28 protein-coding genes and 1 riboswitch are annotated in these 26,994 nt (G+C 61.7%); of the genes, 13 read left to right on the forward strand and 15 right to left on the reverse strand.

Annotated features, from left to right (window positions below):
• Window positions 1–3: 3 nt before the first annotated feature.
• Genes ACN0SO_RS07025 through ispH form a run of 4 tightly spaced genes read right to left on the reverse strand, consistent with a single transcriptional unit; the run spans window position 4 to window position 3,378 of the window.
• Window positions 4–930, reverse strand: a complete 927-nt coding sequence (locus tag ACN0SO_RS07025) for a diacylglycerol/lipid kinase family protein (RefSeq protein WP_417675946.1) — start codon at window positions 928–930, stop codon at window positions 4–6.
• Window positions 927–1,406 (reverse strand): ribonuclease HI, encoded by a 480-nt coding sequence (rnhA, locus tag ACN0SO_RS07030; RefSeq protein WP_417675948.1) that lies wholly within the window; start codon window positions 1,404–1,406, stop codon window positions 927–929. Before rnhA ends, ACN0SO_RS07025 begins: the two co-directional genes overlap by 4 nt.
• Window positions 1,403–2,368 carry a homoserine kinase gene (gene thrB, locus ACN0SO_RS07035; protein ID WP_417675950.1) on the reverse strand — a complete coding sequence of 322 codons (966 nt, stop codon included), beginning with the start codon at window positions 2,366–2,368 and terminating at the stop codon, window positions 1,403–1,405. Before thrB ends, rnhA begins: the two co-directional genes overlap by 4 nt.
• Before the next feature lie 8 nt (window positions 2,369–2,376).
• Window positions 2,377–3,378, reverse strand: coding sequence for a 4-hydroxy-3-methylbut-2-enyl diphosphate reductase (gene ispH, locus ACN0SO_RS07040; RefSeq protein WP_417675952.1), 1,002 nt, complete (start codon window positions 3,376–3,378; stop codon window positions 2,377–2,379).
• Between the two features lie 322 nt (window positions 3,379–3,700).
• On the opposite strand from ispH, the gene ACN0SO_RS07045 reads away from it, so the two are divergent.
• From ACN0SO_RS07045 to gcvPB, 6 genes are all read left to right on the forward strand, one after another.
• Window positions 3,701–4,336 (forward strand): hypothetical protein, encoded by a 636-nt coding sequence (locus tag ACN0SO_RS07045; RefSeq protein WP_417675954.1) that lies wholly within the window; start codon window positions 3,701–3,703, stop codon window positions 4,334–4,336.
• A gap of 147 nt (window positions 4,337–4,483) precedes the next feature.
• A riboswitch (glycine riboswitch) is annotated at window positions 4,484–4,575 on the forward strand.
• A gap of 185 nt (window positions 4,576–4,760) precedes the next feature.
• Window positions 4,761–5,915: a glycine cleavage system aminomethyltransferase GcvT gene (gcvT, locus tag ACN0SO_RS07050; RefSeq protein ID WP_417675956.1), complete on the forward strand. Its 1,155-nt coding sequence runs from the start codon at window positions 4,761–4,763 to the stop codon at window positions 5,913–5,915.
• Between the two features lie 27 nt (window positions 5,916–5,942).
• Window positions 5,943–6,314: a glycine cleavage system protein GcvH gene (gcvH, locus tag ACN0SO_RS07055; protein WP_417675958.1), complete on the forward strand. Its 372-nt coding sequence runs from the start codon at window positions 5,943–5,945 to the stop codon at window positions 6,312–6,314.
• 2 nt (window positions 6,315–6,316) lie between these two features.
• On the forward strand, window positions 6,317–6,802 hold the full coding sequence (locus tag ACN0SO_RS07060; RefSeq protein WP_417675960.1) for an OsmC family protein: 486 nt from the start codon (window positions 6,317–6,319) through the stop codon (window positions 6,800–6,802).
• 16 nt (window positions 6,803–6,818) lie between these two features.
• Entirely contained in the window at window positions 6,819–8,165 is a 1,347-nt protein-coding gene (gene gcvPA, locus ACN0SO_RS07065) for an aminomethyl-transferring glycine dehydrogenase subunit GcvPA (protein WP_417675962.1), read from the forward strand.
• A complete protein-coding gene (gene gcvPB / locus ACN0SO_RS07070) occupies window positions 8,162–9,754 on the forward strand; it encodes an aminomethyl-transferring glycine dehydrogenase subunit GcvPB (protein WP_417675964.1) in 1,593 nt (530 codons plus the stop codon). The genes gcvPA and gcvPB overlap by 4 nt, the downstream gene beginning before the upstream one ends.
• A 286-nt stretch (window positions 9,755–10,040) precedes the next feature.
• On the opposite strand, the gene ACN0SO_RS07075 is transcribed toward gcvPB, so the two are convergent.
• Window positions 10,041–10,625: a hypothetical protein gene (locus ACN0SO_RS07075; RefSeq protein WP_417675966.1), complete on the reverse strand. Its 585-nt coding sequence runs from the start codon at window positions 10,623–10,625 to the stop codon at window positions 10,041–10,043.
• A gap of 279 nt (window positions 10,626–10,904) precedes the next feature.
• Here ACN0SO_RS07075 and ACN0SO_RS07080 point away from each other — a divergent pair, with 279 nt between their 5' ends.
• A complete protein-coding gene (locus ACN0SO_RS07080) occupies window positions 10,905–12,773 on the forward strand; it encodes a feruloyl-CoA synthase (protein WP_417675968.1) in 1,869 nt (622 codons plus the stop codon).
• Window positions 12,773–13,972, forward strand: a complete 1,200-nt coding sequence (locus ACN0SO_RS07085; RefSeq protein WP_417675970.1) for a thiolase family protein — start codon at window positions 12,773–12,775, stop codon at window positions 13,970–13,972. The genes ACN0SO_RS07080 and ACN0SO_RS07085 overlap by 1 nt, the downstream gene beginning before the upstream one ends.
• Before the next feature lie 262 nt (window positions 13,973–14,234).
• On the opposite strand, the gene ACN0SO_RS07090 is transcribed toward ACN0SO_RS07085, so the two are convergent.
• Entirely contained in the window at window positions 14,235–15,347 is a 1,113-nt protein-coding gene (locus ACN0SO_RS07090; protein WP_417675972.1) for a C4-dicarboxylate TRAP transporter substrate-binding protein, read from the reverse strand.
• 304 nt (window positions 15,348–15,651) lie between these two features.
• Here ACN0SO_RS07090 and ACN0SO_RS07095 point away from each other — a divergent pair, with 304 nt between their 5' ends.
• A complete protein-coding gene (locus ACN0SO_RS07095; RefSeq protein WP_417675974.1) occupies window positions 15,652–16,137 on the forward strand; it encodes a MarR family winged helix-turn-helix transcriptional regulator in 486 nt (161 codons plus the stop codon).
• A gap of 140 nt (window positions 16,138–16,277) precedes the next feature.
• Window positions 16,278–16,886, forward strand: coding sequence for a hemerythrin domain-containing protein (locus tag ACN0SO_RS07100; protein ID WP_417675976.1), 609 nt, complete (start codon window positions 16,278–16,280; stop codon window positions 16,884–16,886).
• On the opposite strand, the gene ACN0SO_RS07105 is transcribed toward ACN0SO_RS07100, so the two are convergent.
• Window positions 16,883–17,545: a glutathione S-transferase family protein gene (locus ACN0SO_RS07105; RefSeq protein ID WP_417675978.1), complete on the reverse strand. Its 663-nt coding sequence runs from the start codon at window positions 17,543–17,545 to the stop codon at window positions 16,883–16,885. The two genes, ACN0SO_RS07100 and ACN0SO_RS07105, sit on opposite strands and share 4 nt — an antisense overlap.
• 95 nt (window positions 17,546–17,640) lie before the next feature.
• On the opposite strand from ACN0SO_RS07105, the gene ACN0SO_RS07110 reads away from it, so the two are divergent.
• Window positions 17,641–18,093: a MarR family winged helix-turn-helix transcriptional regulator gene (locus ACN0SO_RS07110; protein WP_417675980.1), complete on the forward strand. Its 453-nt coding sequence runs from the start codon at window positions 17,641–17,643 to the stop codon at window positions 18,091–18,093.
• Between the two features lie 222 nt (window positions 18,094–18,315).
• Window positions 18,316–19,596 (forward strand): tyrosine--tRNA ligase, encoded by a 1,281-nt coding sequence (tyrS, locus tag ACN0SO_RS07115; RefSeq protein WP_417675982.1) that lies wholly within the window; start codon window positions 18,316–18,318, stop codon window positions 19,594–19,596.
• A 68-nt stretch (window positions 19,597–19,664) separates the two neighbouring features.
• On the opposite strand, the gene ACN0SO_RS07120 is transcribed toward tyrS, so the two are convergent.
• The 8 genes from ACN0SO_RS07120 to ACN0SO_RS07155 all read right to left on the reverse strand — a co-directional run bounded on the left by ACN0SO_RS07120 (window position 19,665) and on the right by ACN0SO_RS07155 (window position 24,882).
• A complete protein-coding gene (locus ACN0SO_RS07120; protein WP_417675984.1) occupies window positions 19,665–19,838 on the reverse strand; it encodes a hypothetical protein in 174 nt (57 codons plus the stop codon).
• 462 nt (window positions 19,839–20,300) lie between these two features.
• Window positions 20,301–20,861 (reverse strand): DUF4166 domain-containing protein, encoded by a 561-nt coding sequence (locus ACN0SO_RS07125; RefSeq protein ID WP_417675986.1) that lies wholly within the window; start codon window positions 20,859–20,861, stop codon window positions 20,301–20,303.
• Between the two features lie 14 nt (window positions 20,862–20,875).
• Entirely contained in the window at window positions 20,876–21,553 is a 678-nt protein-coding gene (locus ACN0SO_RS07130) for a hypothetical protein (protein WP_417675988.1), read from the reverse strand.
• Between the two features lie 232 nt (window positions 21,554–21,785).
• Window positions 21,786–21,929, reverse strand: a complete 144-nt coding sequence (locus ACN0SO_RS07135; protein WP_417675990.1) for a hypothetical protein — start codon at window positions 21,927–21,929, stop codon at window positions 21,786–21,788.
• Between the two features lie 19 nt (window positions 21,930–21,948).
• The gene (locus ACN0SO_RS07140) at window positions 21,949–22,173 is read right to left on the reverse strand and encodes a hypothetical protein (RefSeq protein WP_417675992.1); all 225 of its coding nucleotides are present in this window, start codon (window positions 22,171–22,173) and stop codon (window positions 21,949–21,951) included.
• A 219-nt stretch (window positions 22,174–22,392) separates the two neighbouring features.
• A complete protein-coding gene (locus ACN0SO_RS07145; protein ID WP_346900774.1) occupies window positions 22,393–22,602 on the reverse strand; it encodes a cold-shock protein in 210 nt (69 codons plus the stop codon).
• Between the two features lie 325 nt (window positions 22,603–22,927).
• Window positions 22,928–24,067: a site-specific DNA-methyltransferase gene (locus ACN0SO_RS07150; protein WP_417675994.1), complete on the reverse strand. Its 1,140-nt coding sequence runs from the start codon at window positions 24,065–24,067 to the stop codon at window positions 22,928–22,930.
• Between the two features lie 131 nt (window positions 24,068–24,198).
• Window positions 24,199–24,882 carry a DNA-3-methyladenine glycosylase I gene (locus ACN0SO_RS07155; protein WP_417675996.1) on the reverse strand — a complete coding sequence of 228 codons (684 nt, stop codon included), beginning with the start codon at window positions 24,880–24,882 and terminating at the stop codon, window positions 24,199–24,201.
• Window positions 24,883–25,460: 578 nt separating this feature from the next.
• Here ACN0SO_RS07155 and ACN0SO_RS07160 point away from each other — a divergent pair.
• Complete coding sequence (locus ACN0SO_RS07160; RefSeq protein WP_417675998.1) at window positions 25,461–26,972, forward strand: AMP nucleosidase; 1,512 nt, start codon at window positions 25,461–25,463, stop codon at window positions 26,970–26,972.
• Window positions 26,973–26,994: the final 22 nt, after the last annotated feature.

Genomic DNA, 26,994 nt, shown 5'->3' on the forward strand with positions numbered 1-26,994 from the left:
GTTTCAGGGAACGACGATCGCGAGGTGACCGGGAGCCGGCTCGATTTCGACCGGCGTCGTCCCGAAGGGATCGCCATCGATCTGGACGGGGACCGGACGGTTGGACAGGATACGGGCGCGCTGGAAATTGCGGACCGTCACCCCCTTGGCCTTGTGAACCCGCCCCATCAGCAGCGCCAGCCCGAACCGGAAGCTTGAAAGCGGGTCGTCCTTCTCCAGCATAAGCAGCTGCAGACCGGCCTTGGTCACGGAAGCATCCGGGCTGATCACGAAAGGACCGCCGTAGAAACGGCCGTTGGTCGCAACCGCCAGCTTGCCGTGCAAGGTCTCCCCGTCGATCTCCGCCGTCAGATCACTGGTCTCGCGGGTCAGCCCGATCCGGATCGCGGTGATAACGTAAGCCAGTTTCCCCAGCCGGCGTTTCAGCGACAGCGGGATGCCGTGGACGACTTCCGCATCGAACCCGGAGGACGCCATCAGGACGAAGGGGTGGCCGTTGGCAAGGCCCGCGTGCAATGGCTTGGTCCGCCGCCGCAGAATAGCGCCCGCAATGGCGCCGGAGCGCCTTGGCAGGCCCAGTTCGCAGGCGAGCACATTGGCCGTTCCGAAAGGGATGACCGCAAGGTCGGGCGGGGCCGGATTGGACTGGAAACCGGCGAGCGCCTCGTTGATCGATCCGTCGCCCCCGGCAATGACGAGCAGGCCGACGGCAAGCTTCGGATCGGCACAGACTTCGCCGATCTCGCCTGCGTGGGAGGTCAGGTGCAGGGTGACCTTGCAGCCGCCGGCCTGGAGTTTTTCCTGAACCTTGGCAAGCAGCTTGGGGCGATACCCTCCCGCGGTCGGGTTTGCCATGATCAGGACATCGCAGGGCGCCGTCCGGAAGGACGCGGCAGGTGACGGAAGGTCGTCGCGCCGGAAGAACCTCAAGAAAGATCCTCCGCCAGTTCGCCATTCCCGCCCGGTTTGAACGGCGCCATTCCCATTCTGGCGAGTTCGTCGGCCCGTTCGTTTTCCGGGTGTCCGGCATGTCCCTTGACCCAATGCCAGGACACGTCATGGCGCTGGCGCGCTTCGTCCAGTGCCTGCCAGAGATCCGCATTCTTCACCGGCTTCTTGGCCGCCGTCCGCCAGTTCTTGCGTTTCCAGCCGTCCAGCCACTCGGTGATGCCGCTGCGCACATAGGTCGAATCCGTATAAAGGTCGACCGTGCAGGGGCGCTTGAGGGCATTGAGCGATTCGATCGCCGCGGTCAGTTCCATACGGTTGTTCGTCGTCTCCGCGGCGCCGCCGGAAAGCTCCTTCTCGTGCTCGCCGAACCGCAGGATCGCGCCCCAGCCTCCGGGGCCCGGGTTTCCCGAACACGCTCCGTCCGTGTAGATGGTCACTCTGTTTGGTGCGCTCATAAATCCAGCCCGTAGGCGCCGGCATTGCCGACGCTCTGGTGAAACCGCAGTTTTTTCAGGTATTCAAGCGGGTCCTTCGGCGTGACGAGGGCGCCTTCCGGAACGCTGAGCCAGTCATAAAGCCGTGTCAGCAGAAAACGGAGCGCCGCGCCGCGCGCCAGCAGCGGCAGGACGTCATACTCCTGCTCGGTGAGCGGACGGACCCGGCAATAGCCGTTGAGGAGCGCGCGCGCCTTGGTCACGTTGAAGGAGAGGTCCGTCTCGAAACACCAAGCGTTCAGGCAGATCGCCACATCGTAGGCGAACGCATCGGAGCAGGCGAAATAGAAGTCGATCAGGCCGGACAGCCTGTCCGACAGGAAGAAGACGTTGTCGGGAAACAGATCCGCATGGATGATCCCCGATGGCAGGTCGGCAGGCCAGTTCGCCTCCAGGAAATCCAGTTCCCTGCCGATTTCGGCTGCAAGGCCCGGCACGACCGTATCGGCGCGGCCGTCGCATTGCGCGAACAGCGGACGCCAGCCGTCGACGCTCAGGGCGTTTTTCCGGGTCATCCCGAAGTCGGCGCCGGCCAGATGCATCTGGGCCATGCCCTCGCCAAGGGCGCTGCAATGCTCCGGTTTCGGCCGCCGGACCCACATGCCGTCCAGGAATGTCACCATGGCCGCGGGCCGGCCCGCGAGCGTACCGAGCAGTTTTCCTTCGGTGGTCTGGACCGGCGTCGGGCAACTCAGCCCCTTGCGGGCCAGATGCTGGAGCAGGTTCAGGAAAAACGGCAGATCGTTCGGATCCACGCGTTTTTCGTAGAGCGTCAGGATGTAATAGCCGCTTTCGGTGTGAACCAGGAAATTGCTGTTTTCGACGCCCTCGGCAATGCCCTTGAAGGAGAGCAGCTTGCCGATGTCGTAGGTGTCGATGAACGCGGCGAGCTCTTCATCCGCGACTTCTGTGTAAACGGCCATTCTTCGGTCTACTCTGCTGCCGCGTCTTGAGCGCCCGTCACATCCCGCAATTCGCGGGGCAGATTGAACGCAATGGTTTCTTCCGCCGTCCGCACGGTCTCGACGGAAACGGTAAACCGCTCCGCGAAGGCGGCAATCACTTCTTCCACGAGGGTTTCGGGAGCGGACGCACCGGCGGTCAGTCCGAGCGAGGAGATCTGGCCGAACCGGCTCCAGTCGATGTCGGTGGCGCGCTGGATCAGCATGGACGTCTTGCACCCGGCCCGCTCGGCCACTTCCCGCAGGCGCTGGGAATTGGAAGAGTTGGGCGCACCGACCACGATCATCGCATCCACTTTCGGCGCGGTTGCCTTGACCGCTTCCTGGCGGTTCGTGGTGGCGTAGCAGATGTCTTCCTTGTGAGGCGCGACAACATCCGGAAAACGCTCGCGCAGGATGTCGACAATACCGGCCGTGTCGTCGAGCGACAGCGTCGTCTGGGTAATATAGGCAAGCTGGCGGTCGCTCTTGGGCTCGAACGCCCTGGCATCCGCTTCGGTTTCGATCAGCGAGACCGTCCCCTCCGGCAACTGGCCCATCGTCCCGATGACTTCCGGGTGGCCCGCATGGCCGATCAGCAGGATCTCGCGGTCCCGGCGGTGATGGATCTCCGCCTCCTTGTGGACCTTGGAAACCAGCGGACAGGTGGCGTCGAGATAAAACATGTTCCGGCTGCCGGCGTCGGCGGGAACGGATTTCGGAACGCCGTGCGCGGAGAAGATCACCGGGCGGTCGGTGTCGCCTGCCGGGATTTCGTCGAGTTCCTCGACAAAGACGGCGCCTTTCGCCTTGAGGCCGTCCACGACGAATTTGTTGTGAACGATCTCGTGGCGTACGTAGACCGGGCTGCCGTATTTCTCCAGGGCCAGTTCCACGATCTGGATGGCCCGGTCGACACCTGCGCAAAAGCCGCGCGGCGCGCACAGAAGCACGGTCAATTCTGGCTTTGCGGCAGTTTGTTCGCTCATCATGTCCTGGCCCGGTTTCTCACACAATATGGGTCCATACCCTAAGGCCTGCATTCCGGTTCGGCGAGCCGGTATCGGATGACAGACCCGTAGAGCATAGCCGCCGCAATGGTCAAGCGGCTTTCGCCCCCGGTCAATGACAGAACCACGGGCCTTCTAGCGGTCTGAAACCGGTGTGGCCCATGGGGCCTGTACCGGCCTGTTGGCGGTGCGCAACAGGAAGCGGAACCCGAATCGAACGCCGCATGCACGCCTCAGTCTCGCCAATGTTTCACTCTCCTGCTATGAAGCAACGCCAAAAGGCAGCTAATTAGACAGGTGATCAATGAAAATGGGCGTCAATGCCTCCTGGCTCAAAGCCGTAATGGCCGGCACGCTATGCGCCGGTGTCCTGAGTGGGTGCATGGGTGGCGGTTCGGACGAACTCGCCGGCAGCGGTGCCGCAGGGCAGGCGCAAACCGGCAAGACACGCGGAACCTTCGCGACGATCGTGGCCGGCGGTCAGCAGCCGATCCAGGTCGATCCGGACTCGTTCGCGACGCAGATCTATTGTCCGCCGATCCAGCTCAAGCCCGACACTTACCTCATCTCGAAATATGCCCGCGGCAAGGAGAACGAGCCGGAAGGCCTGCTCTATCAGGCGGCAATCGAGGAATGGGCCAGAAGCTGCACCCGGGAGGGAACCGACCAGACGCGCATCAAGATCGGCTTTTCCGGTCACGTGACGCCCGGACCGGCCTGGAAGGGCGGAGAGGTCGGCCTGCCGATCCGTGTCGCGATTCTTCCGCCCGAAGAGGGCGAAGCGCCGATCGTCTCGGATCTGCTGGCCGTCCCGGTCACGATCGGGGAGGGGCAGCCGAGCGAAGCCTGGACCCTGGTCGAGAACAAGTTCCTTGTCCCGCAGAACAAGCAAATGAAGATTGTCTTCGGCTTCGATGAAGGCCGCAAGAAAGGCCGGTAAAACCCGGACATAGTCCGAATGTATAAGGTCGGGTTATTGACAATAAGCAGGCCTCAGTGAACAATCCCGGCACTGGCTCGGGTCGTTAGCGAGCCGCCGGAACGGGCTGAGGTATACCTTCAGGAGGGAAACTCGCCAGCCGTTTCAAAAGCCCAAGCGGGAGAGACCGGGTGAAACAGACCGGAGCCGAAGGAGCAACCGCCCCGGAAACTCTCAGGCAAAAGGACCGCTTGGACATCGACGCTCTGGAAAGCAGTTTTCCGCCCCGTGTCAAAAAGGGACGGAACGGCTCACCGAAGGAGTAACCGTTTTTGCCGGCGGACAGGCCGGCAGGGCGCGGGAAATCTCTCAGGTACTCGGACAGAGGGGGTGCAGAAGACGATGGCAATCGTCATTTGCGCACTCTTGAACCCGAGGAGTTCACATGGCTGAACCGGACGTCCCAGGCGATTTGAAAAAAACGCCGCTTTACGATCTTCACATAGAACTCGGTGCGCGCATGGTGCCTTTCGCCGGCTACGAAATGCCGGTGCAGTACCCGAGCGGCATCATGAACGAGCATCTGCATACCCGTGCGGAGGCCGGCCTGTTCGATGTGTCCCACATGGGCCAGGCGATCCTGCACGGTCCGGATCACGAGACCACGGCGCGCGCGCTGGAAGCGCTGGTGCCTTCCAACATGCTGGAACTCGGCCGCGGCAGGCAACGTTACACGGTTCTGCTCAACGGCGAAGGCGGCATCGTCGACGATTTGATGGTCACCCGGCCCCTCGCCGAGGCGCGTGACGGCCAACTGCTGCTCGTGGTCAACGCCTCCCGCAAGGACATCGATTATCCGTTATTAAAGGCCGGGCTACCGGAGAACGTCCGTCTGGAGATCCTGGAGGACAGGGCCCTGATCGCGGTGCAGGGGCCGTCGGCCGTGGAGGTCGTTGCGGCCCATGCGCCCGCTGCTGCGGATCTCGCCTTCATGACCGGCGATTTCATGGAATTCGACGGCATTTCCTGCCACATCGCCCGCGCCGGTTACACCGGCGAGGACGGAGTGGAGATGTCCGTGCCGGCCGGCGCGGCCGAGCCGATTGCCCGCGCGCTGCTGGCCGATGAGCGGGTGAAGCCGATCGGTCTTGGTGCCCGCGACAGCCTGCGCCTGGAAGCCGGTCTCTGTCTCTACGGCCACGACCTCGATGAAACCACGTCGCCGGTCGAAGGAGCAATCACCTTCGCCATGCAGAAACGCCGGCGCGAGGAAGGCGGCTTTCCTGGCGCCGAGCGCATCCAGGCGGAGCTGCGCGACGGACCGGGGCGCCTGCGCATCGGCCTCAAGCTGGAAGGCAGGGCGCCGGCCCGCGAGGGCGCGGAAATCCGCCTGCCCGATGGCCCGACCGTTGGCACCGTCACCTCGGGCGGTTTTGCCCCGAGCCTCGGTGCGCCGATTGCCATGGGCTATGTGGCCGCCGAGCATGCCGCCGTTGGAACGAAGCTTAATCTGGTGGTACGCGGCAAGGACTTGCCGGCGGAAGTCGTCGACATGCCCTTCGTGCCGCACCGCTATTACCGCAAACCGAAAACCTCATAATCCACTTCCAGAACTCCGGGACAAAACATGACCACCTATTACTCCAAAGACCACGAATGGATTTCCGTCGACGGCGACACCGCCACCATCGGCATCACCGGCTATGCCCAGGAACAGCTTGGCGACGTCGTCTACGTAGAACTTCCCGAAGTCGGCAAGTCCCTGTCGAAGGGCGACGAAGCCGCCGTCGTGGAATCGGTCAAGGCCGCCAGTGAAGTCTATGCCGCCGTCGGAGGCGATGTCGTCGAGGCGAACGACGCCCTGGTCGACGAGCCGGCCAAGGTCAACGACGACCCGGAAGGCGCCGCCTGGTTCATCAAGGTGAAGCTCGCCGATGCCGGCGAACTGGAAGGCCTGATGGATGCTGCCGCCTACAAGGCCTACGTGGACACGCTCTGATCATGGCAGGACACCTCTACACCGCTGAAGTGGTCTGGCGCTGCGAGGGAGACTTCGCCAAGGGACAATATTCCCGCGGTCACCTGTGGCGTTTCGACGGCGGGGTGGAGGTGCCAGCCTCGGCATCGCCCTCCGTGGTACCGCTGCCCTATTCGAAGGAAGCCGCCGTCGATCCGGAAGAGGCCTTCGTGGCCGCGCTTTCGTCCTGCCACATGATGACCTTCATCGACCTGGCCCGCCACGCCAAATACGTCATCGAGAGCTACACGGACAAGGCGGAAGGCGTCATGACCCGGATCGGCCGAGGCCAAATGGCGGTCACCAAGGTGACGCTCCGGCCCCAGGTCACCCTTCGGGCCGATAAGATGCCCGATCCGACCTGGTTCGAAGACCTCCACGAAAAGGCGCATGAAATCTGTTTCATCGCCAATTCCGTCAAGACGGAGATCGTGATCGCGCCCGAACCCCTGCGTCTCGTTTCTCCCTAACTCAAAGAGCTGCACCATGCGCTATCTGCCCCTGAGCGATACGGACCGCGGCGACATGCTGGCACGTATCGGCGTCGACACCATCGACGACCTGTTTGCCGATGTTCCCGAAAAGGCCCGCCTGAACGGACTTCTCGACCTGCCGCGCCGTGCCGGCGAGCTTCAGGTCGAACGGCAACTGTCGGCCCTGGCGGCGAAAAACGTCGCCGCCGGATCGGTCCCCTTCTTCGTCGGTGCAGGTGCCTACAAGCACCACGTTCCGGCAACCGTCGATCACCTGATCCAGCGGTCCGAGTTCCTGACCTCCTACACGCCGTACCAGCCGGAGATCACCCAAGGCACGCTGCAATACCTGTTCGAGTTCCAGACCCAGGTCGCGCGGCTGACGGGCATGGATGTGGCCAATGCCTCCATGTACGACGGCTCGACCGGCACCGGCGAGGCGGTGCTGATGGCCCACCGGGTGACGAGGCGCAACAAGGCGGTGCTGTCCGGCGGACTGCATCCGCAATATCGCGACGTGGTCGAGGACATCTCCGGCATGGCCGACGATAAGGTCGTGTCCCTTCCGGCGGACCCGACCGGCACGGAGGATATTCTGAGCCAAATCGACGACGAGACCTCCTGCGTCGTCGTCCAGTCGCCGTCCTTCTACGGCCAGTTGATCGATCTGAAGCCGATTGCCGAAAAGGCCCATGCTCATGGGGCCTTGCTGATCGCCGTCTTCACCGAGGTCGTGTCCCTCGGCCTGATCGAACCGCCGGGCGCGCAAGGAGCCGATATCGTCGTCGGCGAAGGCCAGTCCATCGGCAACGGGCTCAACTTCGGCGGGCCTTACGTGGGTCTCTTCGCCACCAACCAGAAATTCATCCGCCAGATGCCCGGACGCCTGTGCGGCGAGACGGTCGATGCGGAAGGCCGGCGCGGGTTCGTGCTGACGCTTTCGACCCGCGAGCAGCATATCCGCCGCGAAAAGGCGACGTCGAACATCTGCACCAACTCCGGCCTCTGCTGTCTCGCCTTCACCATCCACATGTCGCTGCTCGGCGGCGGGGGGCTGAAGAAGCTGGCGCGGATCAACCACGCCAATGCGGTGAAGCTGAAGAAGGACCTGTCGGCGGTGCCGGGCGTGGAGGTTCTGAACACCGCCTATTTCAACGAGTTCACCGTCAGGCTGTCCAAACCGGCCCACGGCGTGGTCGAGGCGCTCGCCGAAAAGGGCATTCTCGGCGGCGTGCCGGTGTCGCGGCTCGAGCCGGGCAAGCCGGAGCTTGAAAACCTGCTGGTGGTCGCTTCCACGGAGGTGAACACTGACGAGGACCGCGCAGCCTTTGCAGACGCGCTCAAGGAGGTGCTGGCATGAGCATGAACACGCAAGGACGTCCGACGGCTCCGGGCGAAGCGGAAAGCGGCTACCGCCCGAAGACCTTCACCGGCAACCGCGGTCTCGACATGGAAGAGCCGCTGATCTTCGAATTCGGCCATTTCGAAACCATGGGTGTCGATCTGGATGAACCGGAAGACTTCGCGCCCGAGCTTGGGCACCATGCCCGCGCGGCGGAGCTGGAATTGCCCGGTCTCGCCGAGCCGGAAGCCATGCGCCATTACGTGCGCCTGTCGCGCAACAACTACGCGATCGACAGCGGGCTTTATCCGCTCGGCTCCTGCACCATGAAGCACAATCCGCGCCTCAACGAAAAGATGGCGCGGCTGCCCGGTTTCGGCGACATCCATCCGCTGCAGCCGCTATCCACGGTCAAGGGCGCGGTCGAACTGATCGACGAGCTGGCCCGCTGGCTGATGGTCTCCACCGGCACATCGGCTGTCGCCATGAGCCCCAAGGCCGGCGCCCACGGCGAGCTGTGCGGGATGATGGCGATCAAGGCGGCGCACAAGGCGGCCGGCCGCGATCCTAAGATGGTGCTGGTGCCCGAAAGCGCCCATGGCACCAACCCGGCAACGGCGGCGCTGCTGGGCTACAAGGTCGTCTCCATCGATGCACAGGACGACGGCACGGTGGATCTGGCCGCCCTCAAGGCGACCATTGCCGAACATGAAGGCAACGTGGCGGCGATCATGCTGACCAACCCGAACACCTGCGGGCTGTTCGAGCGCGAGATCATCGAGATCGCAGAGGAAATCCACAAGGCGGACGCTTACTTTTATTGCGACGGCGCCAACTTCAACGCCATCGTCGGCAAGGCGCGCCCCGGCGATCTCGGCGTCGACGCCATGCACATCAACCTGCACAAGACCTTTTCCACGCCCCACGGCGGCGGCGGTCCGGGCTCCGGCCCGGTGGTCCTGTCGGACCGCCTGGCTCCCTTCGCGCCGCTGCCCTTCATCCGCCAGACGGACAACGGGCCGGTGCTGGTCGAAACCGAAGCGGACACGCTCGAAGGCGAACAGCCCTTCGGCCGCATGACCGCCTTCCACGGCCAGATGGGCATGTTCGTGCGTGCGCTTGCCTACATGATGAGCCATGGCTCCGACGGGCTGAAACAGGCTTCCGAGGATGCGGTGCTCAATGCGAATTACGTCCGCGTCGGCCTGCAGGACCTGATGAGCCTGCCCTTCGGCGAACGGCCCTGCATGCACGAGGTCCTGTTCGACGACAGCTTCCTCAAGGACACCGGCGTCACCACTCTCGACTTCGCCAAGGCGATGATCGACGAGGGCTACCACCCGATGACCATGTACTTCCCGCTGGTCGTCCATGGCGCCATGCTGATCGAGCCGACGGAATCGGAAAGCCGGGCGGCCCTCGACCTCTTCATCGCCACCATGCGCGATCTGGTCATGAGTGCGCAGCGCAAGGAAACCAACCGCTTCTCCGGCGCCCCCTACCTGGCGCCGCGCCGCCGTCTCGACGAAACGACGGCAGCCCGCAAGCCGGTCCTCAAATGGACCCCGCCCGCCCCGGCGGAGGTCACCCCGGCCGCTGCGGAGTAGGGACGTCGCGAACGAAAGTGAGAAAGCCCGGTCAGCCGACCGGGCTTTTTTGTTGCGAAGAAGCCAACACCACCCTCTCGAAGTCATCCCGGAAAAGCCGTCAGGCTTTATCCGGGACCGGCGAGCCCCTGCGCTATCGGTCTGGTTCCGATCTCAAAGGACAGACCTCGGCTCCCCGGTCCCGGCTCTCCGCTTACGCTCCGGCCGGGATGACGATGGAAGGGGCAGGTATTGTCTGCAGTTTGTAGGCTTGTGGTCAGTCGACCTGGCTTTCTATTGTGTCCTGTCAAAGTCTGCCGATACGTTGACCGTTTTTGGCAACGAAAGGGTTTTCGGAGCCGACGGCATTGTACCAATCAACATGGACATCCCGGCATGGATGGTTTTCATCCAGCGCTCTGAACAGTTGGTCCGACTTTTTCCGATAACGTTCCACCATTTTGGCAATCGCGGCATCCGGATCATCCAGATCGCGTTTCTTCAGGGAGGACGGCGGCGTCCCCCAGAGCCATACTCCGCCCAGACTGAGGTTGTATATGTCACAAGGGTATCTGAATACGGCATCTGTCCAGTCTCCCGCATCGCATCCGGACTTTAAAAGAGTTACCAATTCCGGGGTGCTTCTGGATCTCTTTACATTGAAGAAAAAAGTCCTTCTGTGGGGCCAGTAGGAGATATCGAACTGGTCGACGTACTTCGACGTATCCTCGCGGATGAGGTGTTTAATATGCCACTGGTTATTAGGGTCCCAGCCGGTCTTATAGATCGGATGGTTCACAAAGCCTCGCGATGCTTCCATCTCAGCGATCTGTTCGGCGACACCCTGGAAGACCTGCTTATGCGGGCTTTTTCTTTTCTTCGATTGCGACATGCGTGTCGGTTCGGCCTTTTATTTGCCTGAGTCTGGCACCTTGGTCGGAGCAGTTGTATATCGCCTGGAGCTCTCGTATTCCGCATTTCTAACAAGCCATTCGTTCGTTGGAAACAAAGGAACTCCGTCCGCGTGAGCATATTTTCATGAGGCGGGCGATCAGACGGTCAGACCCCACCAGAAAGTCCTTGCATTCAGGCCGCCTCCCGGACAATAGTTTACAAGGAAAGTAAATCGAGGCGCGCCGGGGGGAGCCGGAGCGTCCGGGAGGAGAATTAAATGAGCACCTGGTCCGGAAGGCGGGGCGAACCTTTGTTCGCGCCGCCAAGTGTCGTGAAATCCGTTCAAGCCTCGGGCGCGATCCTGCTGGAAAGCAGCATTCCGCTGCCGGCCTACGAACGCTGCGTCGGAGAATGGCTGGTGCGCTGGGCGGAGGAGCGCCCCGACACCACCTTCCTGGCCGAACGGGATGCGGACGGTGGCTGGCGCAAGGTCAGCTATTCTGAGGCTCTCACCCGCGTGCTCGGGCTGGCCGGCTGGCTGCTGTCCACCAGCGCCTCGCCGGAGCACCCGGTTTTGGTCTTGTCCGAAAACACCGTCGACCATGCGCTGCTGGCACTGTCCGCCATGCATGTCGGCGTGCCCGTCGCCACCGTTTCGACCGCCTATTCCCTGCTGTCGCAGGATCACGCCAAGCTGAAGGCCATGGTCGAGCTGATCGATCCGTCCGTCATCCACGTCTCCGATCCGGATGCCTATGCGGGCGCCCTGGATGCGATCGACGATCTGCACGACGCGGTTATTCTGGCCGGTAAGGCGCCTGAAAAGACAGGCCGCAAGGTCCAGCTTCTGGACGAGGCCGATCTGCCGGAAGCCTCTTCCGCCGTTTCCTCCGCATTCCATGCCATCGGTCCCGATACGGTCGCCAGGCTGCTGTTCACTTCCGGCTCGACGGGAACGCCGAAGGCGGTGATCAATACCCACCGGATGCTGACGTCGAACCAGGCGGCAAACGCGGCCGTCTGGACCTTTCTGGAAAAGAACCCGCCCGTGATCGTGGACTGGCTGCCGTGGTCGCATACCTTCGGCGCCAATTTCACCTCCAACACGGTTCTGAGGAACGGCGGCTCGCTCTATATCGATACGGGCAAGCCGGCGCCGGGCCTGATCGAGCGGACCATCGCCAATTTGAAGGACGTGAAGCCGACCATCAGCTTCAACGTTCCGCGCGGCTACGATCTTCTGGCGCAGGCGCTGGAAAAGGATGCGGAGTTGCGCGGGGTCTTTTTCGACATGGACCTCGTCATGAACGCGGCCGCCGCCCTGCCGACCACAGTCTGGGAAAATCTCAAGCGGCTCAGCCGGGAAACAATTGGGCGCGAGATCCCGATCGTCGGCTCCTGGGGCTCCACGGAGACTGCGCCGCTTGCCACCCATTGCCATTTCCAGGTGGAAAACATCGCCAATATCGGCCTGCCCGTGCCCGGCGTGGTCCTGAAGCTGATCCCGAACGGCGACAAGTTGGAGGTCCGCGTCAAGGGGCCGGGCGTGACGCCCGGCTATTACCGGCATCCCGAACTCACCGCCTCGGCCTTCGACGCGGAGGGCTTCTACATCATCGGCGACGCGGTGCGCTTTGCCGATCCGGACGACCCGTCCAAAGGCCTCTTCTTCGACGGCCGGGTGAGCGAGGACTTCAAGCTCGCGTCGGGAACCTGGGTCAGCGTCGGCGAACTGCGCGTCGCCGGCATCGATGCCCTCGTTCCCCTCGCGCAGGACGTTGTCGTCTCCGGCCATGGCCGGGACGAAATCGGCTTCCTGCTCATTCCCAACGAAGCGGCGTGCCGCGCCTGTGCGGGCCTGCCCGACGATGCGCCCCTGGCCGAGGTTCTGGCGTCCGGTGCGGTCCGGGACAAGATCGCGGCAGGCCTGCGAAGCCTCAAGGCCCAGGGCGGCGGCTCGTCCCGGTATGCCACGCGGGCAAGGTTCCTGCTGGCCCCGCCCAACCCGGATGCCGGGGAAATCACCGACAAGGCCTATCTGAACCAGCGCCAGATGATTGCCAACCGCGCCAGTGACGTGGAGGCGTTGTTCGGCGACCGGCCGGAAGACTTCATCGACCTCAAGCAGGCCGAGGTGCCCGCCTGATGAATGCCTACATTCCCTATGGCGCTTACTGGAGCACGCCCTTTGCCCGCTGGCAGGGCGAGTTCGCCCATCTGCATTCCATGGAATTCGCCGCCCATGTGGCGCGCGAGGAACTGGAAAAGCGCAAGCTGCCCCTGAGCGCGTTCGACTTTGCCGCCTATGGCATCACCGTGATGCAGAACCGCAGCTTCTACGGTCTGCCGTGGTTCACCGGGCTATTAGGCGCCGAACACCTGCCCGGTCCGACCGTAAACCAGGCCTGCGCCACCGGCGCCCGTCTGGTGGCAACGGCCGCCGGCGAATTCGCCATGGGAACGGCGTCGACCGCCCTCCTGGTGTCCGGCGACCGGACTTCCAACGGGCCCCATGTCTATTATCCGGCACCCGAAGCGCCCGGCGGAACGGGCATCAGTGAAAACGTGGTGCTCGACAGTTTCAACGTCGATCCCTTCGCCCGCTGCGCCATGGTGGACACGGCCGACAACGTCGCCCGGCGTGAAGGCATCGACACCGCCGAACAGCACGAGCTGACGCTTTATCGCAATACCCAATATGCCGAAGCACTGAAGGACGGCCGGGCTTTCCAGACGCGCTACATGCCGGCGGAATTTGCCGTACCGGACGCCCGCTTCCGCAAGACGGTGAAGACCGTGACCGGCGACTGCGGCGTCTATCCGGCATCGGCAGAAAAAATGGCCGCCCTGAAACCGGTGCGCGACGGCGGCAGTGTCACCTTCGCCGCCCAGACCCATCCGGCGGACGGCAACGCCGGCCTCGTCATGACAGCCGATCCGGGTCGTGCCCGCGAGCTGTCACCGGTTTCCGGCGGTCCGCAAGTGCAAGTGATTGCCGTCGGACAGGCGCGGGTGGAAAAGGCCCATATGCCGGCCGCCCCCGTCGATGCCGCCCGCAAGGCGCTGGAATTCGCCGGACTGACGATCGCCGACATGACGGCGGTCAAGTCGCACAATCCCTTCGCGGTCAACGACATCGCCTTCGCCCGCGCCTTCGGCATCGACTGGAAGACCATGAACAACTACGGCTGTTCCCTGATCTGGGGCCACCCGCAAGGCCCGACCGGCCTGCGGGCGATGATCGAGATGATCGAGGAACTGGAGATCAAAGGCGGCGGCTACGGCCTCTTCCAGGGCTGCGCCGCCGGCGATTCCGCCATGGCCGTCATCCTGCGGGTGGGGTGAGATGGACCGGATAGGGCGAAGTACACCGTTTCTGCTTTAGCCTAAAATTCCGAGTTCCGGCGTTTTCCTCCCATTTACCTCTCCCATGGGGAGAGGTCGGGCCAACGGCCCGGGTGAGGGGATCCAGCCTATCGTATCCCTGAGAGTTTTGTTCCCCTCACCCCAACCCTCTCCCCATGGGAGAGGGGGCGAACTCGGCAAAATCTAAACATAAAAAAGGGCGGCCGTCGTAACGGCCGCCCTTGTTGTTTTGATCGGTCTGTCAAAGTCCGTAAGTCGAATAGTCGACCTTCGACCAGACTTCTTCCTGGACCTTGGCCGCGATGGCTTCGGCATCGGGACCGGTTTCGGCGACGATCCCGTTCCACTTGTCGACGAGTGTCAGGAACCGCTTCACCATGGCGTCGGCTTCCTCGATGCCGTCACGCTCGGCGTAGAGTTTGGCGACGGCTTCCGCATCCTTGGCGGCATAGGCCTTGACGGCCTCGGCCATGTCTGCCGGCGGGTCGATAAACTTGATTCCGGCCTTTTCCGCAGCGGCCGTTGCGGCTGCCGTCAGTTCATGCGCCCAGCGAAGCGTCGTATCCGCATTCGCCCTGTTCGCCGCCCGTGCCAGGGCCGCGCGGTCTTCCGGTTTCAGGCCAGCCCAGGTCTGGCCGTTCACCGTGAAATAGGACGTGGCGTGATAGGTGCCCAGGTTGATCGTGTTGATGTCCTTGGTGACTTCGACCAGCCGGAACGACAACAGGTCGCCGTAGGATGTGGCGGTGCCGTCGATGGCCCCCTGTGACATGGCCTCGAACGTTTCGCCTACAGGCATGCTTACCGGCACCGCGCCGAAGGCTTCCGCAAATCGGGACCAGGGCGCTCCGCCCGAGCGCAGCCGAAGGCCCTTCAGGTCCTCCAGGCTCGTGACCGGCTTGGTCGTCAGCAGGTGATAGATATCCGTCGATCCCGATCCCAGGAATACGGCGCCGAAGGCCTTCAATTCCTTCTGGCAGGGTTCGCAGGTCACGACGAACTCGGTCATTGCCGCCCCCATCGCGTCCGGAGAGGTTCCGACCAGCGCAACTTCCGACGGAATGCTCAGGTAAGGGAAATCCGCCGGGAAATAGAGCGGCAGCAGCAGCCCGACCTGGGTGACGCCGGCCTGCAGCGCTTCCTTCATCTGGCCGAGGCTGACGACTTCCGGTCCGATCAGGGTCGCGGTCAGCGCGCCGTTCGATTCTTCCGGCAGATATTTGAGCAGATGTGCGTAGCCGTGGCTGTAGGCGGGGTGTGCGGACGGAACGCCCGGCGATACCCGAAGATCTTCCGCTTGAGCCGAGACCGCAAGACAAGCAGCGGCGACGGCGCCGATCATTAGCCGTTTCATATGTTTCCTCCCTGTTTTCGTCTCTGGCCGCAAGGTTGGTTTCTGATGAATGCGGTCGCAAAGTCCATGGGAGCGTAATCTTAAAAACTTCACACGTAAACTTAATTCGATGCTAGAAAGCTATCCTGGTGAACTAAATAACCGGCCGGTGTTGCTCGGCACGGACAGGGGCGGTAGACACTAACGAATAGCGGCTTCAAGGTCGCGGATTGAGGAACCGGTCCGGCATCGGCTCCGGATACGCGGTCAGTCTCGTGCGTCCGTCAGTTGACCTTCGGCCGGGACGGTAATCGAGACGGAGAGCATGCAAGACAATCTCAAATCCGACGCGCCCTGCGAAGACCGGTCCTATGGCGGACTGGAGAACATGTCCGGTTTCCTGATCTCGCTGGCCCAGGCCCATGTGTATAACCATTTCGGCGAGGAATTGACGCCGAAAGGTATGCGTCCCGCCCAGATTTCCGCCCTGATCCTGATCCGCGAAAACCCCGGCATCCGCCATGGCGAGCTGGCGGAGATGCTGAAGCTCAAGCTGGCCTATACCACCAAGCTGATCAAGTCGTTCGAGGCCGACGGCTGGGTCCGCAGGGAGCAGTCGGAGGAAGACCGGCGCGCGATCCAGCTTTACCTGACCCCGGAAGGGGCCGCCTTCGTCGATGCGATGAAGCCAGTGCTGACGGAAAGCGACGCGGCGCGTCCGAGCGGTCTGACTGCACGCGAGACCCAGCAGCTCATGCGTCTTCTGAGGAAATATCTCGGAATGGACATTGCCGGATCTTCCGCTGAGTGAGACGGTCGTTTTTCGGACCGTTCTGATATAATCTGAGTGTCCCGGTATCGAGGGTGGGTGTGGCTCAATCGGCGACGCGCCCTAGGTAGTCTTTCGAGAGAGAAGATCCGGACACAATCCGCCCGGAGGCGGAGAACACCATGAACGAAAAAGCAGTCAGCCCGGCGGAAGGCCCGTCAGATCTGTCCATGCGGACCGGTCTGCCGGACGAATGGCTTTATCTCCTGAAATCCCATCCGCGCGAGGGCTGGCAGGCGCATCACAACCTCGGGCCGCTGACCGAGTTCTGGCTGGCCCGCCACAACGGCTTTCGCGAGATGGGCGGCGTCCTGGATGTTGCATTGACGAAGTTTCGGGAAGGCGAGGTGGAGGCAAAGCCCTTCGCCCACCATTTCACCAGCAACCTGCAGCACTTCCTCACCGGGCTTCACCATCATCATATCATTGAGGACAATCACTATTTTCCGGTGTTCGCGGAAGCCGAAACGCGGCTTCTGCCCGGGTTCCAGCTTCTGGAAAACGACCACGAATGGCTGGATCACCGCATCGGGAACATGGTCGAGAGCGCGAACGCCTTTTTCAAGGCGCTGGGCGACGGCGATCGGGATGAGATCCTGAGAGCGGCGGACATATTCGGCATGGCCAGCGACCGTCTGCTCGGCGGCCTGATGCGCCACCTGGACGACGAGGAAGACCTCGTCGTGCCACTAATTTTGGACCGGGGTGAGGAAGAGCTCGGTATTTCCTAGATCAGTTCGGAGATCCACGAATTCCGCCGTTTCAGGAAGCCGGTCAGGTTCGCCGGATAGTCTACCGTGACCGCCTCCTTGACTGACGTCCGCGTCGCCAGATTTTCGCGCCAGCGCCCGACCTTCTCCAGTCCGTCCAGAATTCCGAACCGGCCCAGCCGGTCGAAGACGTCGAAATACCGGAACACGGGCCCGAAGGTCGCGTCAACGAGACTGAAATCGGGCCCGCTGAAGAAAGGCCCATCCGCATCGAGCTCCCGCTCCAGGTGGAGAAACTTCTCGCACAGGGCGGCTGCCTTTTCTTCGAAACCCTGCCGGTCCGCGGCATTATAGAGCGCGCCGATGCCGTTGAGCACCTGCGAGCCGAATTCGATATGTGCCCGGTGGCGGGCGCGTTCGACCGGGTCGCGCGGATGAAGCGGCATAGGCTGGCTGTCCTCCAGATATTCCAGGATCGGCGCGGATTCGAACAGATAGGTGTCGCCGGTCTTGAGAAGCGGAACCTTGCCGAGCGGCGACACCTTCCGGAACCAGTCCGGCTTGTCCGACAGGTCGATCGTGACCCGTTCGAAGGCAACGCCCTTTTCGGCAAGCGCAATGGCGGCCCTTTGCACATAGGGGCAAAGCGAATGGCTGACGAGGGTGAGATCGGATGTCATCGGAAACTCCATTTGAATGCAACTGCATGAAAATATATGCAAGTGCATTTAAAAATCAAGATTGATGCATCTGCATGAAAATGGTAGCGGGAAGCATGTCCGGAAAACCGAATGAAACCGAGACCGCCGCCTGGGCGCGTTTGATCCGCGCCAGCACCCATGTGCTTGCGGCGGTAGAGGCAGACCTGAAGACGCAAGGGTTCCCGCCCCTTGGCTGGTACGACGTTCTTCTGGAACTGAAACGGGAACGGGACGGGGCTCTGAGCCCGTCGGACATCGAGAACCGGACCCTGCTTGCCCAGTACAACATCTCCCGCCTGCTGGCGCGGCTGGAGACCGCCGGCTACGTGTCAAAGGAGAAATCCGAGACCGACGGCCGCTCGGTGCTCGTGCGGCTGACCGGGGAGGGAGCGGATCTTCTGAAGCGCATGTGGCCGGCCTATGCGGCCGCGATCCACCGTCATTTTGCCTCGCGGCTGGAAAAGGGCGAGGCGGAGCAACTGGGGTCCATCCTTGCGCGGCTCCTGCCGGACAGGGCCGCCGACTGACGCTCAGATAGAATGTCCGCTTGACTTATGCGCCGCCGTCGCGCATCTAACTTCCATGAGCAACGAGATCTTCGCCCTCACCGGATTTTATTACTACGTCTCCGACATATCGGCGGCTGCGTAGGATCTTGTCTCACTGAACGAACCCGAAAAAGCCGCCGCGTCAGGCGGCTTTTTGGTTTGAAAAAGGCACCTGGCGGGCCGATCCCCAGGAAGCCGAACATGACCACTCACATGATTGAAGCCGGAAAGCCGGCAACGAAGCTCAAGTCGGAAGCAGCCCAGGTGCTCTTCGAACGCGGCCTGATCAACCAGTGCACCGACCTGGAGGCGCTGGACGAGGCCCTCGCTCTTGGGCCCGTGACCGCCTACGCCGGTTTCGACGCCACGGCGGCAAGCCTTCACGTCGGCCATCTGATGCCGCTCATGACCCTGCGCTGGCTGCAGAAACTCGGCCACCGGCCGATCATCGTTCTTGGCGGCGGCACCAGCCAGGTCGGCGATCCGAGCTTTCGCAACGACGCCCGCCCGCTCCTGGACCGGGACCAGATCGGCGCCAACATCGCCGGCATCCGCCGCTCGGTAGAACGCCTCGTCGACATGCGCGGGCCCGACGGCGCGCTTCTGGTCGACAACGCGGAATGGCTCACCGAATTCCGCTTCCTGGAGTTCCTGCGCGACTACGGCAGCCAGTTCACCGTCAACCGCATGCTCACCTTCGACAGCGTGAAGTCCCGCATCGAGGCCCAGCAGCCGCTGACTGTGCTGGAATTCTGCTACATGATGCTGCAGGCGGTGGATTTCCTGGAACTGGCCCGCCGCCACGACTGCACGCTCCAGATCGGCGGCTCCGACCAGTGGGGCAACATCGTCAACGGCATCGAGCTCGGCCGCCGTTGCGACGCCCGCCGCCTGTTCGGCCTGACCGTGCCGCTCTTGACGACGGCGGCCGGCACCAAGATGGGCAAGACCGCTGACGGCGCTGTCTGGCTTCATCCCGAGCACCTGTCGTCCTTCGGTTTCTGGCAGTTCTGGCGCAACACGGCGGACGCCGACGTGCCCCGCTTCCTGCGCCTCTTCACCGAACTGCCGATCAGCGAGGTGATCCGCCTGTCGGAACTGGAAGGCGCGGAACTCAACGAGGCCAAGAAGATCCTGGCGACCCAGGTCACTGCCATCGTCCATGGGGCCGACGCGGCCCGTGCGGCCCTGGAACAGGGGGATGCGCTGTTCTCCGGAACCGGAGACATTGCCGAGCCGACCCACCGGATGGATTTGCAAAGGGTCGCCGACGGCCTCGGTCTCCTTGAACTGATCGTCGGTGTCGGCTTCGCCACCTCCAACGGCGAGGCCCGCCGCCTGGTCGAAGCCGGCGGCGTCCGTCTCAACGGTCAGATCGCCGACGATCCCCGCCGCCGGATTTCAAGTGGGGATCTGGGCAGCGGTGAGCGATTGTCCCTGGCCGTTGGCAAGAGGCGCAAGGCGCTGGTGGCATTCGAATAGATGCCGCGCGGCCGCACTCGGAATATCCGCGGGCGGCCGGTTGGAAAGGCGTTAAATGCAGACGCCGCCTAGAGTTTACGGAACAGAACCCCGGCGGCCAGCACCGCATAAGCGATGATGAGAATCATGAACGACGAAATCCCGACATGGGGAACCGCCACGCCAAGGAGGGGGAGGATCGCGAAGACGGCGAGAGCGAGGGAGATGATAAAGACAAGGGTTGTCGGGGGGGAGAGTCTCATGACGTCCTCATAGGTTGTGGGCTTGCGAAAAGCGGGTGACTTAGAGCATCGGGCGATAACTTTGAACCATTTGATGTCTGAAAGCAGTTCACTCGGCCAGGCGCGTCGCGAAGCGCGATGCGGTGCATCGTGCAAGCGGCGCAACGCAGCCGATGGGCTGCTTTCTGACACCCAAAGGGCCGGGCTCTTTTGCCCGCTGACCGCGTTGGCTCGCGCTTGTGGTGGGAAACACCACCGCGCGCAATCCGCCTTGTCACCAGACAAAAGCGCTCCGGTCAAATGGTACAAAGTTATCGCCCGATGCTCTGATCTCATTGGCACGGTGGCCGGAAGGAAAATGTGATCCCTGTCACACTACATGTTGTTCGCCGCTTTGAGTGAACAGTTTTCGACAAGTATCTGGTGCCAAGCAGCTTGCGGCATTGCCCGGCCTTCAAGGCCGCGTGTTCACTGTGGTTATATTTAACCCGGACCACCGTCCGATACGGTCTTGCTCGGCATCAGCCGACCCTCGTATTCCAGAACCGTGCCGATCAACGGGAAATTCACTTTGACGGAAAAACTGTATTTGCCGTCGATCACCCGCTCGCGTCCGTATGCCTTCGGTGCAAGGAAACCGGGAAGCCGAAGAGGCCCCAAGTGGATACTCTCCGGATCCAGGTCCAATCCGTCGGGGTGGACAGTCACGCGCATCTTGAACAGGAAGGGACCCAGTCGCTCGCGCATACAGGGATAAGGTTCCTCCGTGCCGGCGATCATGTCAGTCTGAAAAGGATCTTCGGCAAACCGTCGCGTCCAGCGTTCGCCATTCTCAAGCGGAGCAAAACTGGTGCGTACCGGAACAGCGACCGCGGTTTCGGGAAGGGCGGCAAGTGTACCGATGAGCCTCGCCGCCCAGGAGGTTCCGCGTCTGACATTCGCCGTCCCCGTGGCTTCCCGCGCATAGGTGTGCATGTAGCGGATTTCCTCGGGGAGCTGAGCGAAGGCGTCGCCCAGAATTGATTGATACAATTTCCGCTGCATTTCTGTCGAACGCCTTATTGGGAAATCTTCAGATCATCAAACGTGTAGCTGCCCTTGCCGAATGCGCCCAAACCGACGCCGTCAAGTTTACCCTTCCAGTTTTTCATCGGAACCTGAATGATTTCGACGTCGTTTGCCAAAAAAACAATTTTATCTTCCTGACGTTCAAGGGCTACACGGTTCGCCTTGTCGGGATGAATGGCTGCATGAGATCCGCTGAAAGCGGTCTTCACTTTTCGCCCGGATTTATTCAGCACAAAATAATGACCGTTTCCGTCGATGCAGAACATCCAGTACCGGCCACGCTGACCGGAGCCGACAAAAACGCCTGCTCCACCTCGTCCTCGATCATCCGAAGTGACAGTCACCGAAATGTTTGCGAGATTGGTCGATACAAGGTTATCCGAACCGTCATATCGCACCCACTCGATGTCCTTGTAGAATGCGCTTTTGGGAGCGGATCTGTTCTCCAGCACAAACCTTCCGTCGGAAACGGAAAAATCCCATTCTAATGCTTCCTTGACCGCCAAATCGACTGGGCCGGCAAGGATGAGGTCCGGGTCGTCGCCGTCAAAGGTCTCGGTAACGGTCTGCCTGAAAGAGAAAAGGGATTCTCGGTCCCAGATGAGGACACATGCGGATAAGATAATGGTGAAAAGGATGAGTTTCGAAGCGGGTGTCCAGCCGTTCATTCAAATATTCCTCAGGCATGCAATCAAAACGTGTATATGCAGGAAGACTTGCAATGAGTAGTGGGACTTGAAAACAGAGTTAACCCCGATGACGCTCTGGCCTGTCGGCAGCACGGCAGGGCCCCTAAAAACAAAAACGCCCTCGGCCGGAGCCGGAGGCGCTGGTGCGGTTCATATAGAGGTGTCGGCTCGGGAACCCTGGTCGTTCAGCAGACCGGGAAAGATCGTCGCTTCAGGACTTACCCTTGCGGCCGGCGGCTTCCCGGTTCTTGATTGCTTCAACCTGAGAACCGAAGGCGACGGGCGCTGCCTCGACCTTTTTCGGTTGCTTGGGTTTTCTCTTTTCGCGGTTTCCGCGTAGCTGGCTCTTGGCCATGGGATAGTTCCTTCAGGAGTTATCGCGCGGTTTTCCAGAACGACGCTGCGTCCGCGTTTTCAAGATTGTCTTCGGTCGTGACCCGTTCGTGGCGCTCGTTGTCGCTGCGAATACGGTACTGAAGCAGGTCGTTGCGCTCAGGCAGGGTCGCCACGACGCGGAAGGTTTCGGCCGAATCGGCCGATTGCCGTTGCCAGCCGGTCATTCGGACATTTTGTCCGATCGAGAATCGATGAAGTGCCATTTTAGATTTTCCTTTGCGGGATGAAGCCGCGGCCTCGGCAGACCATGCAGCGCACAATTGGGGTATGCGCTAGGTATGCGGCCCGAAGGCCCGCAGCGACGGTCGCTGCGATGGGGTGTACCGGGCGGCGGCGCAGTGTCGCTGCCTGCCGCCCGATAAGATCGTGGATTGGATCCTGTCACGCCTCTTGCGGGGCGTGCCGGAGATCGGCCGGTTGGGTCAGGCAGCCTGGACGCCGACCGCGTTGAAGCGACCGCGGGCATCCTGCTCGACATTGAAAGCCAGCTGCTGGCCTTCGACCACTGTCTCGATGCCGGCGCTCTGCAGGGCGCTGATGTGGACGAACACGTCCTTTGCACCGTCGTCAGGCGTGATGAAACCAAAGCCGCGCTGGCTGTCGAAGAATTTTACTGTTCCGTTTTTCATGATATTTTCCGAATTAACGCACTTGCGGAGAAAAGGTTTTCCCCGCTTCCATTGCGATAAATTTTATGGAGTTGTACAGATAATTCGATATTTTACGTCGAAGTAAACGTCCGTCCAAAATAATTTATAAAGAATACATAGGCGCTCTCAGATAAATAATCCATCTTTATTTTTCAAAGAAAAAGTAATTTTGAGATTTTTTACGCGAAAGCGCTTTGATTTCAGTGCTGTGGCGGTCGGAAAATAAAAAAAGAATTTGGAAATAAAGACGCCTCCGGCTTTCACCGGAGGCGTGAGGTTCGCGGGGAAGTCGCGAAAGCCGTCGTGCTTATGCCTGCAGACGGGATCTGATTTGCTTGCGCAGTTCGTCGATCGGCGAACGCGCGCGGCCTTTCTTCACGTGCCAGAAGGTCCAGCCGTTGCAGGCTTCCTGACCCTGCACCAGCGCGCCCACCTTGTGGATCGAGCCGGTGTGGTCGCCGGACTTCAATGAACCGTCGGCGCGCACGATCGCCAGATGCCGGCCCTTGGCGCAGGTGAGTTCGGTACCCGGTTCCAGAAGACCGGATTCGAGCAGGGTGCCGAAGGGAATGCGCTTTTCCGCGCGCTTGCCCTTCTGCATTTCCAGCGACACGCCGGAGCCGGCCTCGATGGCCGTAATCCGCGCGGTGGCGGCATCTATATACGCCTGCTCCCGCTCCACACCGACGAAATGCCGGCCGAGTTTCTTGGCAACGGCCCCGGTGGTGCCGGTGCCGAAGAACGGGTCGAGCACGATATCGCCCGGCTGGGAGGAGGCGGTCAGCACCCGGTAGAGCAGGGATTCCGGCTTCTGGGTCGGGTGGACCTTCTGGCCTTCCTCGTCCTTCAGCCGTTCGGAACCGGTGCACAGCGGCAGGTGCCAGTCGGAACGCATTTGCAGATCGTCGTTGAACACCTTCAGCGCGTCATAGTTGAAGGTCGGCTTGGACTCTTTCGACTTCGTCGCCCAGATGATCGTCTCATGGGCGTTGGTGAAGCGCTTGCCGCGGAAGTTCGGCATCGGGTTCGACTTCAGCCAGACGATGTCGTTCATGATCCAGAAGCCGAGATCCTGCAGGATCGCGCCGACGCGGAAGATGTTGTGATAGGAGCCGATCACATAGATCGAGCCGTCGTCCTTCATCACGCGGCGCACGGCAAGCAGCCAGGCGCGGGTGAAGGCGTCATAGGCCTCGAAGCTTTCGAACTGATCCCAGTGATCGTCGCAGGCGTCGACCTTGGACTGGTCGGGCCGGTGCAGATCGCCGCCGAGCTGAAGATTGTAGGGCGGATCGGCAAAGACCAGGTCCACCGACTTCGCAGGCAGCTTCTCAAGGGCGGCAACGCAGTCGCCCTTCAGGATCGTGTCGAGCCAGGCGGCTTCGCCGGCCGGCCGATGGGATGGGTGGGGTGCCACGGAGGACACCCCGGTACGCAGTACTCTCATTGCGACGCAATACCTCACGCAATTTCGAGTGTCATGGTTACCGGGTTTGGTAAATCAGCGGTTAAACTGTGAAAAAGAAAAATGCCTAAATTTCAATAGTTTGTTTACACTGGTAAAAGCTTTACGAGAAGTTAATCGACTGTCCCGACCGAAAAGGCCAGAATTCGGCTGATTTCGTTCAGGTTGTAGCCGGAAGCGGCTTTCCATTCGTTAAATGCAGTCTGGATCGCGGCCAGATTTTTTTTCGACAAGGCCTCGTTTTCGATCACGCCTTCGCGGATCAGGGCATTAACCACGTCCTTCGACAGGATGAAACTCTCCTTGCCCATGAAGCGGAGCGCATATTGGCCGGTGTTGCCGCCGAGCCGGCTGCCGCGTTTTTTCAACAGCTCCATCAGCCCGGTCTGGTCGGTCACGGGATAATCGGCGAAGAAGGCGGCCGCACTGCCGTGCTCCTTGGCAAGGTCGCAGATGAACCGGGCGTTCTCCGCAACGGAGCGGATCTTGCCGCCGTTGCGCACGATGCGGGTGTCCGCCGTCAGCTGTTCGTAGAACTCGTCCGGCTGGAAGGCGAGGAAGGCCGGGTCGAAGTTATGGAAGGCTTCCTCGAACCCGACCCACTTGGCATCGATCACCTTCCAGTTGAACCCCGCCTGGAAGATGCAGCGGGTGAACATGGACAGCCAGCGGTCGTCGCCGGTCTTGCGCAACTCGTCCGGTGTTTTCGGCTGATGACCGGAAAGCAACTCGGCAAGACCCTCGGCGCCGCCCTTGCGGGCGCTGGCGAGTTCCTCGATCCGGCTGAATGAACGCATGTGACCCCTCCCTGAAAAGATAAGAATAGCAGCCTGCGAGGTTTATCATCCAGAGGGTTTCCGGGTGGCGACGTGGATTGGATCACCCGGACTTCGCCGTGTGATGACGCCGGGCAGTGTGGGAAGGCCGTGCCACTCCTCCGCTTGTCATCCCGGTTTGACGCGCCAGCGGCAAGGCCGGGTTCCGGTACTCCGTGTCGCCTGTGATTGGAAAAGCAGGCTGGCGCACCAGATTACTGGACCCCAGCCTTCGCAGGGATGACAACGAAAAGTGTGGCAAGGCAGCGCCGCAAGTCACCTCTCCCATTGGGAGAGGTCGGGCCGAATGGCCCGGGTGAGGGGATCTGGCCTATCCGTATCCCTGAGAGTTTTGTTCCCCTCACCCCAACCCTCTCCCGATGGGAGAGGGAGTGAGACTGAAAGCTTGGCAAAAGCAGTGGACACCAATCGCAGCTCGTACCGAATTTCAAAAAATCTTCCCCTCGTGAAAAATTTTTCAAAATTCCCTGACAGGGTCATTGACGGGACAAGCGAACATGCGATCCTGATCTTATAAAGAGAACAACAAGGAGACGGTCTTGTCCGACACATCCGGCTATTTCAGGGCTCCGGTGACGCGGCCGGTGGAACTGGCTCCCGCCCATGCCTTCGAGGCCTTCACCGATGAGGGCAGGGCGGTCGAGCGCCTGATCGAGATCTTCGAGGCCAACACCGAATTCCTGCGTGCGGCTTTCTATCGCCATCTGGAAGGCGAACCGCTGGAGGGCCGGGTGAGGGCGTTTTATCCGCAGGTGCAGATCACCACGGAAAGCCATGCCCGGCTGGACAGCCGCCTGTCCTACGGCTTCGTCTCCCGGCCCGGCGTTCATGCCACGAGCGTGACCCGCCCGGACCTGTTCCGCTCCTATCTGGAAGCCCAGATCGCCCTGCTGTTGCGCAACCACGACCGGCCGGTGATGATCGGCGATTCGGACATCCCGATCCCGCTGCATTTCGCCTTTTACGACGGCACCCATGTGGAAGGCGGGGCTGCTGCCGCCAATCTCACAATGCCGCTGGCCGACGTCTTCGACCTGCCCGACCTGTCGCGGATGGACGATGCGATCGCCAACGGCACCTACGAGCCGGTGGACGGCGTCCTGCCGCTCGCCTCGTTCACGGCCCCGCGGGTGGATTACTCCCTGCACCGGCTGCAGCACTATACGGCAACAGCGGCCGAGCATTTCCAGAATTACGTGCTCTTCACCAACTACCAGTTCTATATCGACGAATTCTGCCGCATGTCCCGCCAGCTGCTGGACGATCCCGACAGCGGCTATGAGGCCTTTGTCGAGCCGGGCAACCTGATCACGCGTGCCGGTGATCGGGAGCCCTCGTCCGGTGAGGCGGTTTCGAAGCTGCCGCAAATGCCCGCCTATCACCTGAAGCGCAAGGGCAGTGCCGGCATCACCATGGTCAACATCGGTGTCGGCCCGTCCAACGCCAAGACCATCACCGACCATATCGCGGTCTTGAGGCCCCACGCCTGGCTGATGCTCGGCCATTGCGCGGGTCTCAGAAACAGCCAGACGCTGGGCGACTACGTGCTCGCCCACGGTTATGTGCGCGAGGACAACGTGCTCAACCAGGACCTGCCCGTCTGGGTGCCGATCCCGCCGCTGGCGGAAGTGCAGGTGGCGCTGGAGGACGCGGTGGCGGAAATCACCGGCTACGACGGCTACGAGCTGAAAAGCGTGATGCGTACCGGCACCGTCGCCTCCATCGACAACCGCAACTGGGAACTTTGGAACCAGAGCGAGCTGGTCAGGCGCTTCTCCCAGTCGCGCGCGATCGCGCTCGACATGGAATCGGCGACCATCGCCGCCAACGGCTTCCGCTTCCGCGTGCCCTACGGCACCCTGCTGTGCGTCTCCGACAAGCCGCTCCACGGCGAACTCAAGCTGCCCGGCATGGCGACGGATTTCTACAAGCGCCAGGTCGCCCAGCACCTGGAAATCGGCATCCGCGCGCTGGAAAAACTCCGCGGCATGCCGAGCGACCGCCTGCATTCGCGCAAACTCAGAAGTTTCGCCGAGACGGCATTCCAGTAGGCGCCGCAAAAAGCAGGCCGCC

Origin of the sequence: Roseibium sp. (genome assembly GCF_048260565.1) — a bacterium.
Taxonomy (GTDB): Bacteria; Pseudomonadota; Alphaproteobacteria; order Rhizobiales; family Stappiaceae; genus Roseibium.

Coding starts and splice junctions, on each gene's coding strand:
- rnhA (WP_417675948.1), bottom strand. CDS start 1,406: ATGAGCGCACCAAACAGAGTGACCATCTACACGGACGGAGCGTGTTCG.
- thrB (WP_417675950.1), bottom strand. CDS start 2,368: ATGGCCGTTTACACAGAAGTCGCGGATGAAGAGCTCGCCGCGTTCATC.
- ispH (WP_417675952.1), bottom strand. CDS start 3,378: ATGATGAGCGAACAAACTGCCGCAAAGCCAGAATTGACCGTGCTTCTG.
- ACN0SO_RS07045 (WP_417675954.1), top strand. CDS start 3,701: ATGAAAATGGGCGTCAATGCCTCCTGGCTCAAAGCCGTAATGGCCGGC.
- gcvT (WP_417675956.1), top strand. CDS start 4,761: ATGGCTGAACCGGACGTCCCAGGCGATTTGAAAAAAACGCCGCTTTAC.
- gcvH (WP_417675958.1), top strand. CDS start 5,943: ATGACCACCTATTACTCCAAAGACCACGAATGGATTTCCGTCGACGGC.
- ACN0SO_RS07060 (WP_417675960.1), top strand. CDS start 6,317: ATGGCAGGACACCTCTACACCGCTGAAGTGGTCTGGCGCTGCGAGGGA.
- gcvPA (WP_417675962.1), top strand. CDS start 6,819: ATGCGCTATCTGCCCCTGAGCGATACGGACCGCGGCGACATGCTGGCA.
- gcvPB (WP_417675964.1), top strand. CDS start 8,162: ATGAGCATGAACACGCAAGGACGTCCGACGGCTCCGGGCGAAGCGGAA.
- ACN0SO_RS07075 (WP_417675966.1), bottom strand. CDS start 10,625: ATGTCGCAATCGAAGAAAAGAAAAAGCCCGCATAAGCAGGTCTTCCAG.
- ACN0SO_RS07080 (WP_417675968.1), top strand. CDS start 10,905: ATGAGCACCTGGTCCGGAAGGCGGGGCGAACCTTTGTTCGCGCCGCCA.
- ACN0SO_RS07085 (WP_417675970.1), top strand. CDS start 12,773: ATGAATGCCTACATTCCCTATGGCGCTTACTGGAGCACGCCCTTTGCC.
- ACN0SO_RS07090 (WP_417675972.1), bottom strand. CDS start 15,347: ATGAAACGGCTAATGATCGGCGCCGTCGCCGCTGCTTGTCTTGCGGTC.
- ACN0SO_RS07095 (WP_417675974.1), top strand. CDS start 15,652: ATGCAAGACAATCTCAAATCCGACGCGCCCTGCGAAGACCGGTCCTAT.
- ACN0SO_RS07100 (WP_417675976.1), top strand. CDS start 16,278: ATGAACGAAAAAGCAGTCAGCCCGGCGGAAGGCCCGTCAGATCTGTCC.
- ACN0SO_RS07105 (WP_417675978.1), bottom strand. CDS start 17,545: ATGACATCCGATCTCACCCTCGTCAGCCATTCGCTTTGCCCCTATGTG.
- ACN0SO_RS07110 (WP_417675980.1), top strand. CDS start 17,641: ATGTCCGGAAAACCGAATGAAACCGAGACCGCCGCCTGGGCGCGTTTG.
- tyrS (WP_417675982.1), top strand. CDS start 18,316: ATGACCACTCACATGATTGAAGCCGGAAAGCCGGCAACGAAGCTCAAG.
- ACN0SO_RS07120 (WP_417675984.1), bottom strand. CDS start 19,838: ATGAGACTCTCCCCCCCGACAACCCTTGTCTTTATCATCTCCCTCGCT.
- ACN0SO_RS07125 (WP_417675986.1), bottom strand. CDS start 20,861: ATGCAGCGGAAATTGTATCAATCAATTCTGGGCGACGCCTTCGCTCAG.
- ACN0SO_RS07130 (WP_417675988.1), bottom strand. CDS start 21,553: ATGAACGGCTGGACACCCGCTTCGAAACTCATCCTTTTCACCATTATC.
- ACN0SO_RS07135 (WP_417675990.1), bottom strand. CDS start 21,929: ATGGCCAAGAGCCAGCTACGCGGAAACCGCGAAAAGAGAAAACCCAAG.
- ACN0SO_RS07140 (WP_417675992.1), bottom strand. CDS start 22,173: ATGGCACTTCATCGATTCTCGATCGGACAAAATGTCCGAATGACCGGC.
- ACN0SO_RS07150 (WP_417675994.1), bottom strand. CDS start 24,067: ATGAGAGTACTGCGTACCGGGGTGTCCTCCGTGGCACCCCACCCATCC.
- ACN0SO_RS07155 (WP_417675996.1), bottom strand. CDS start 24,882: ATGCGTTCATTCAGCCGGATCGAGGAACTCGCCAGCGCCCGCAAGGGC.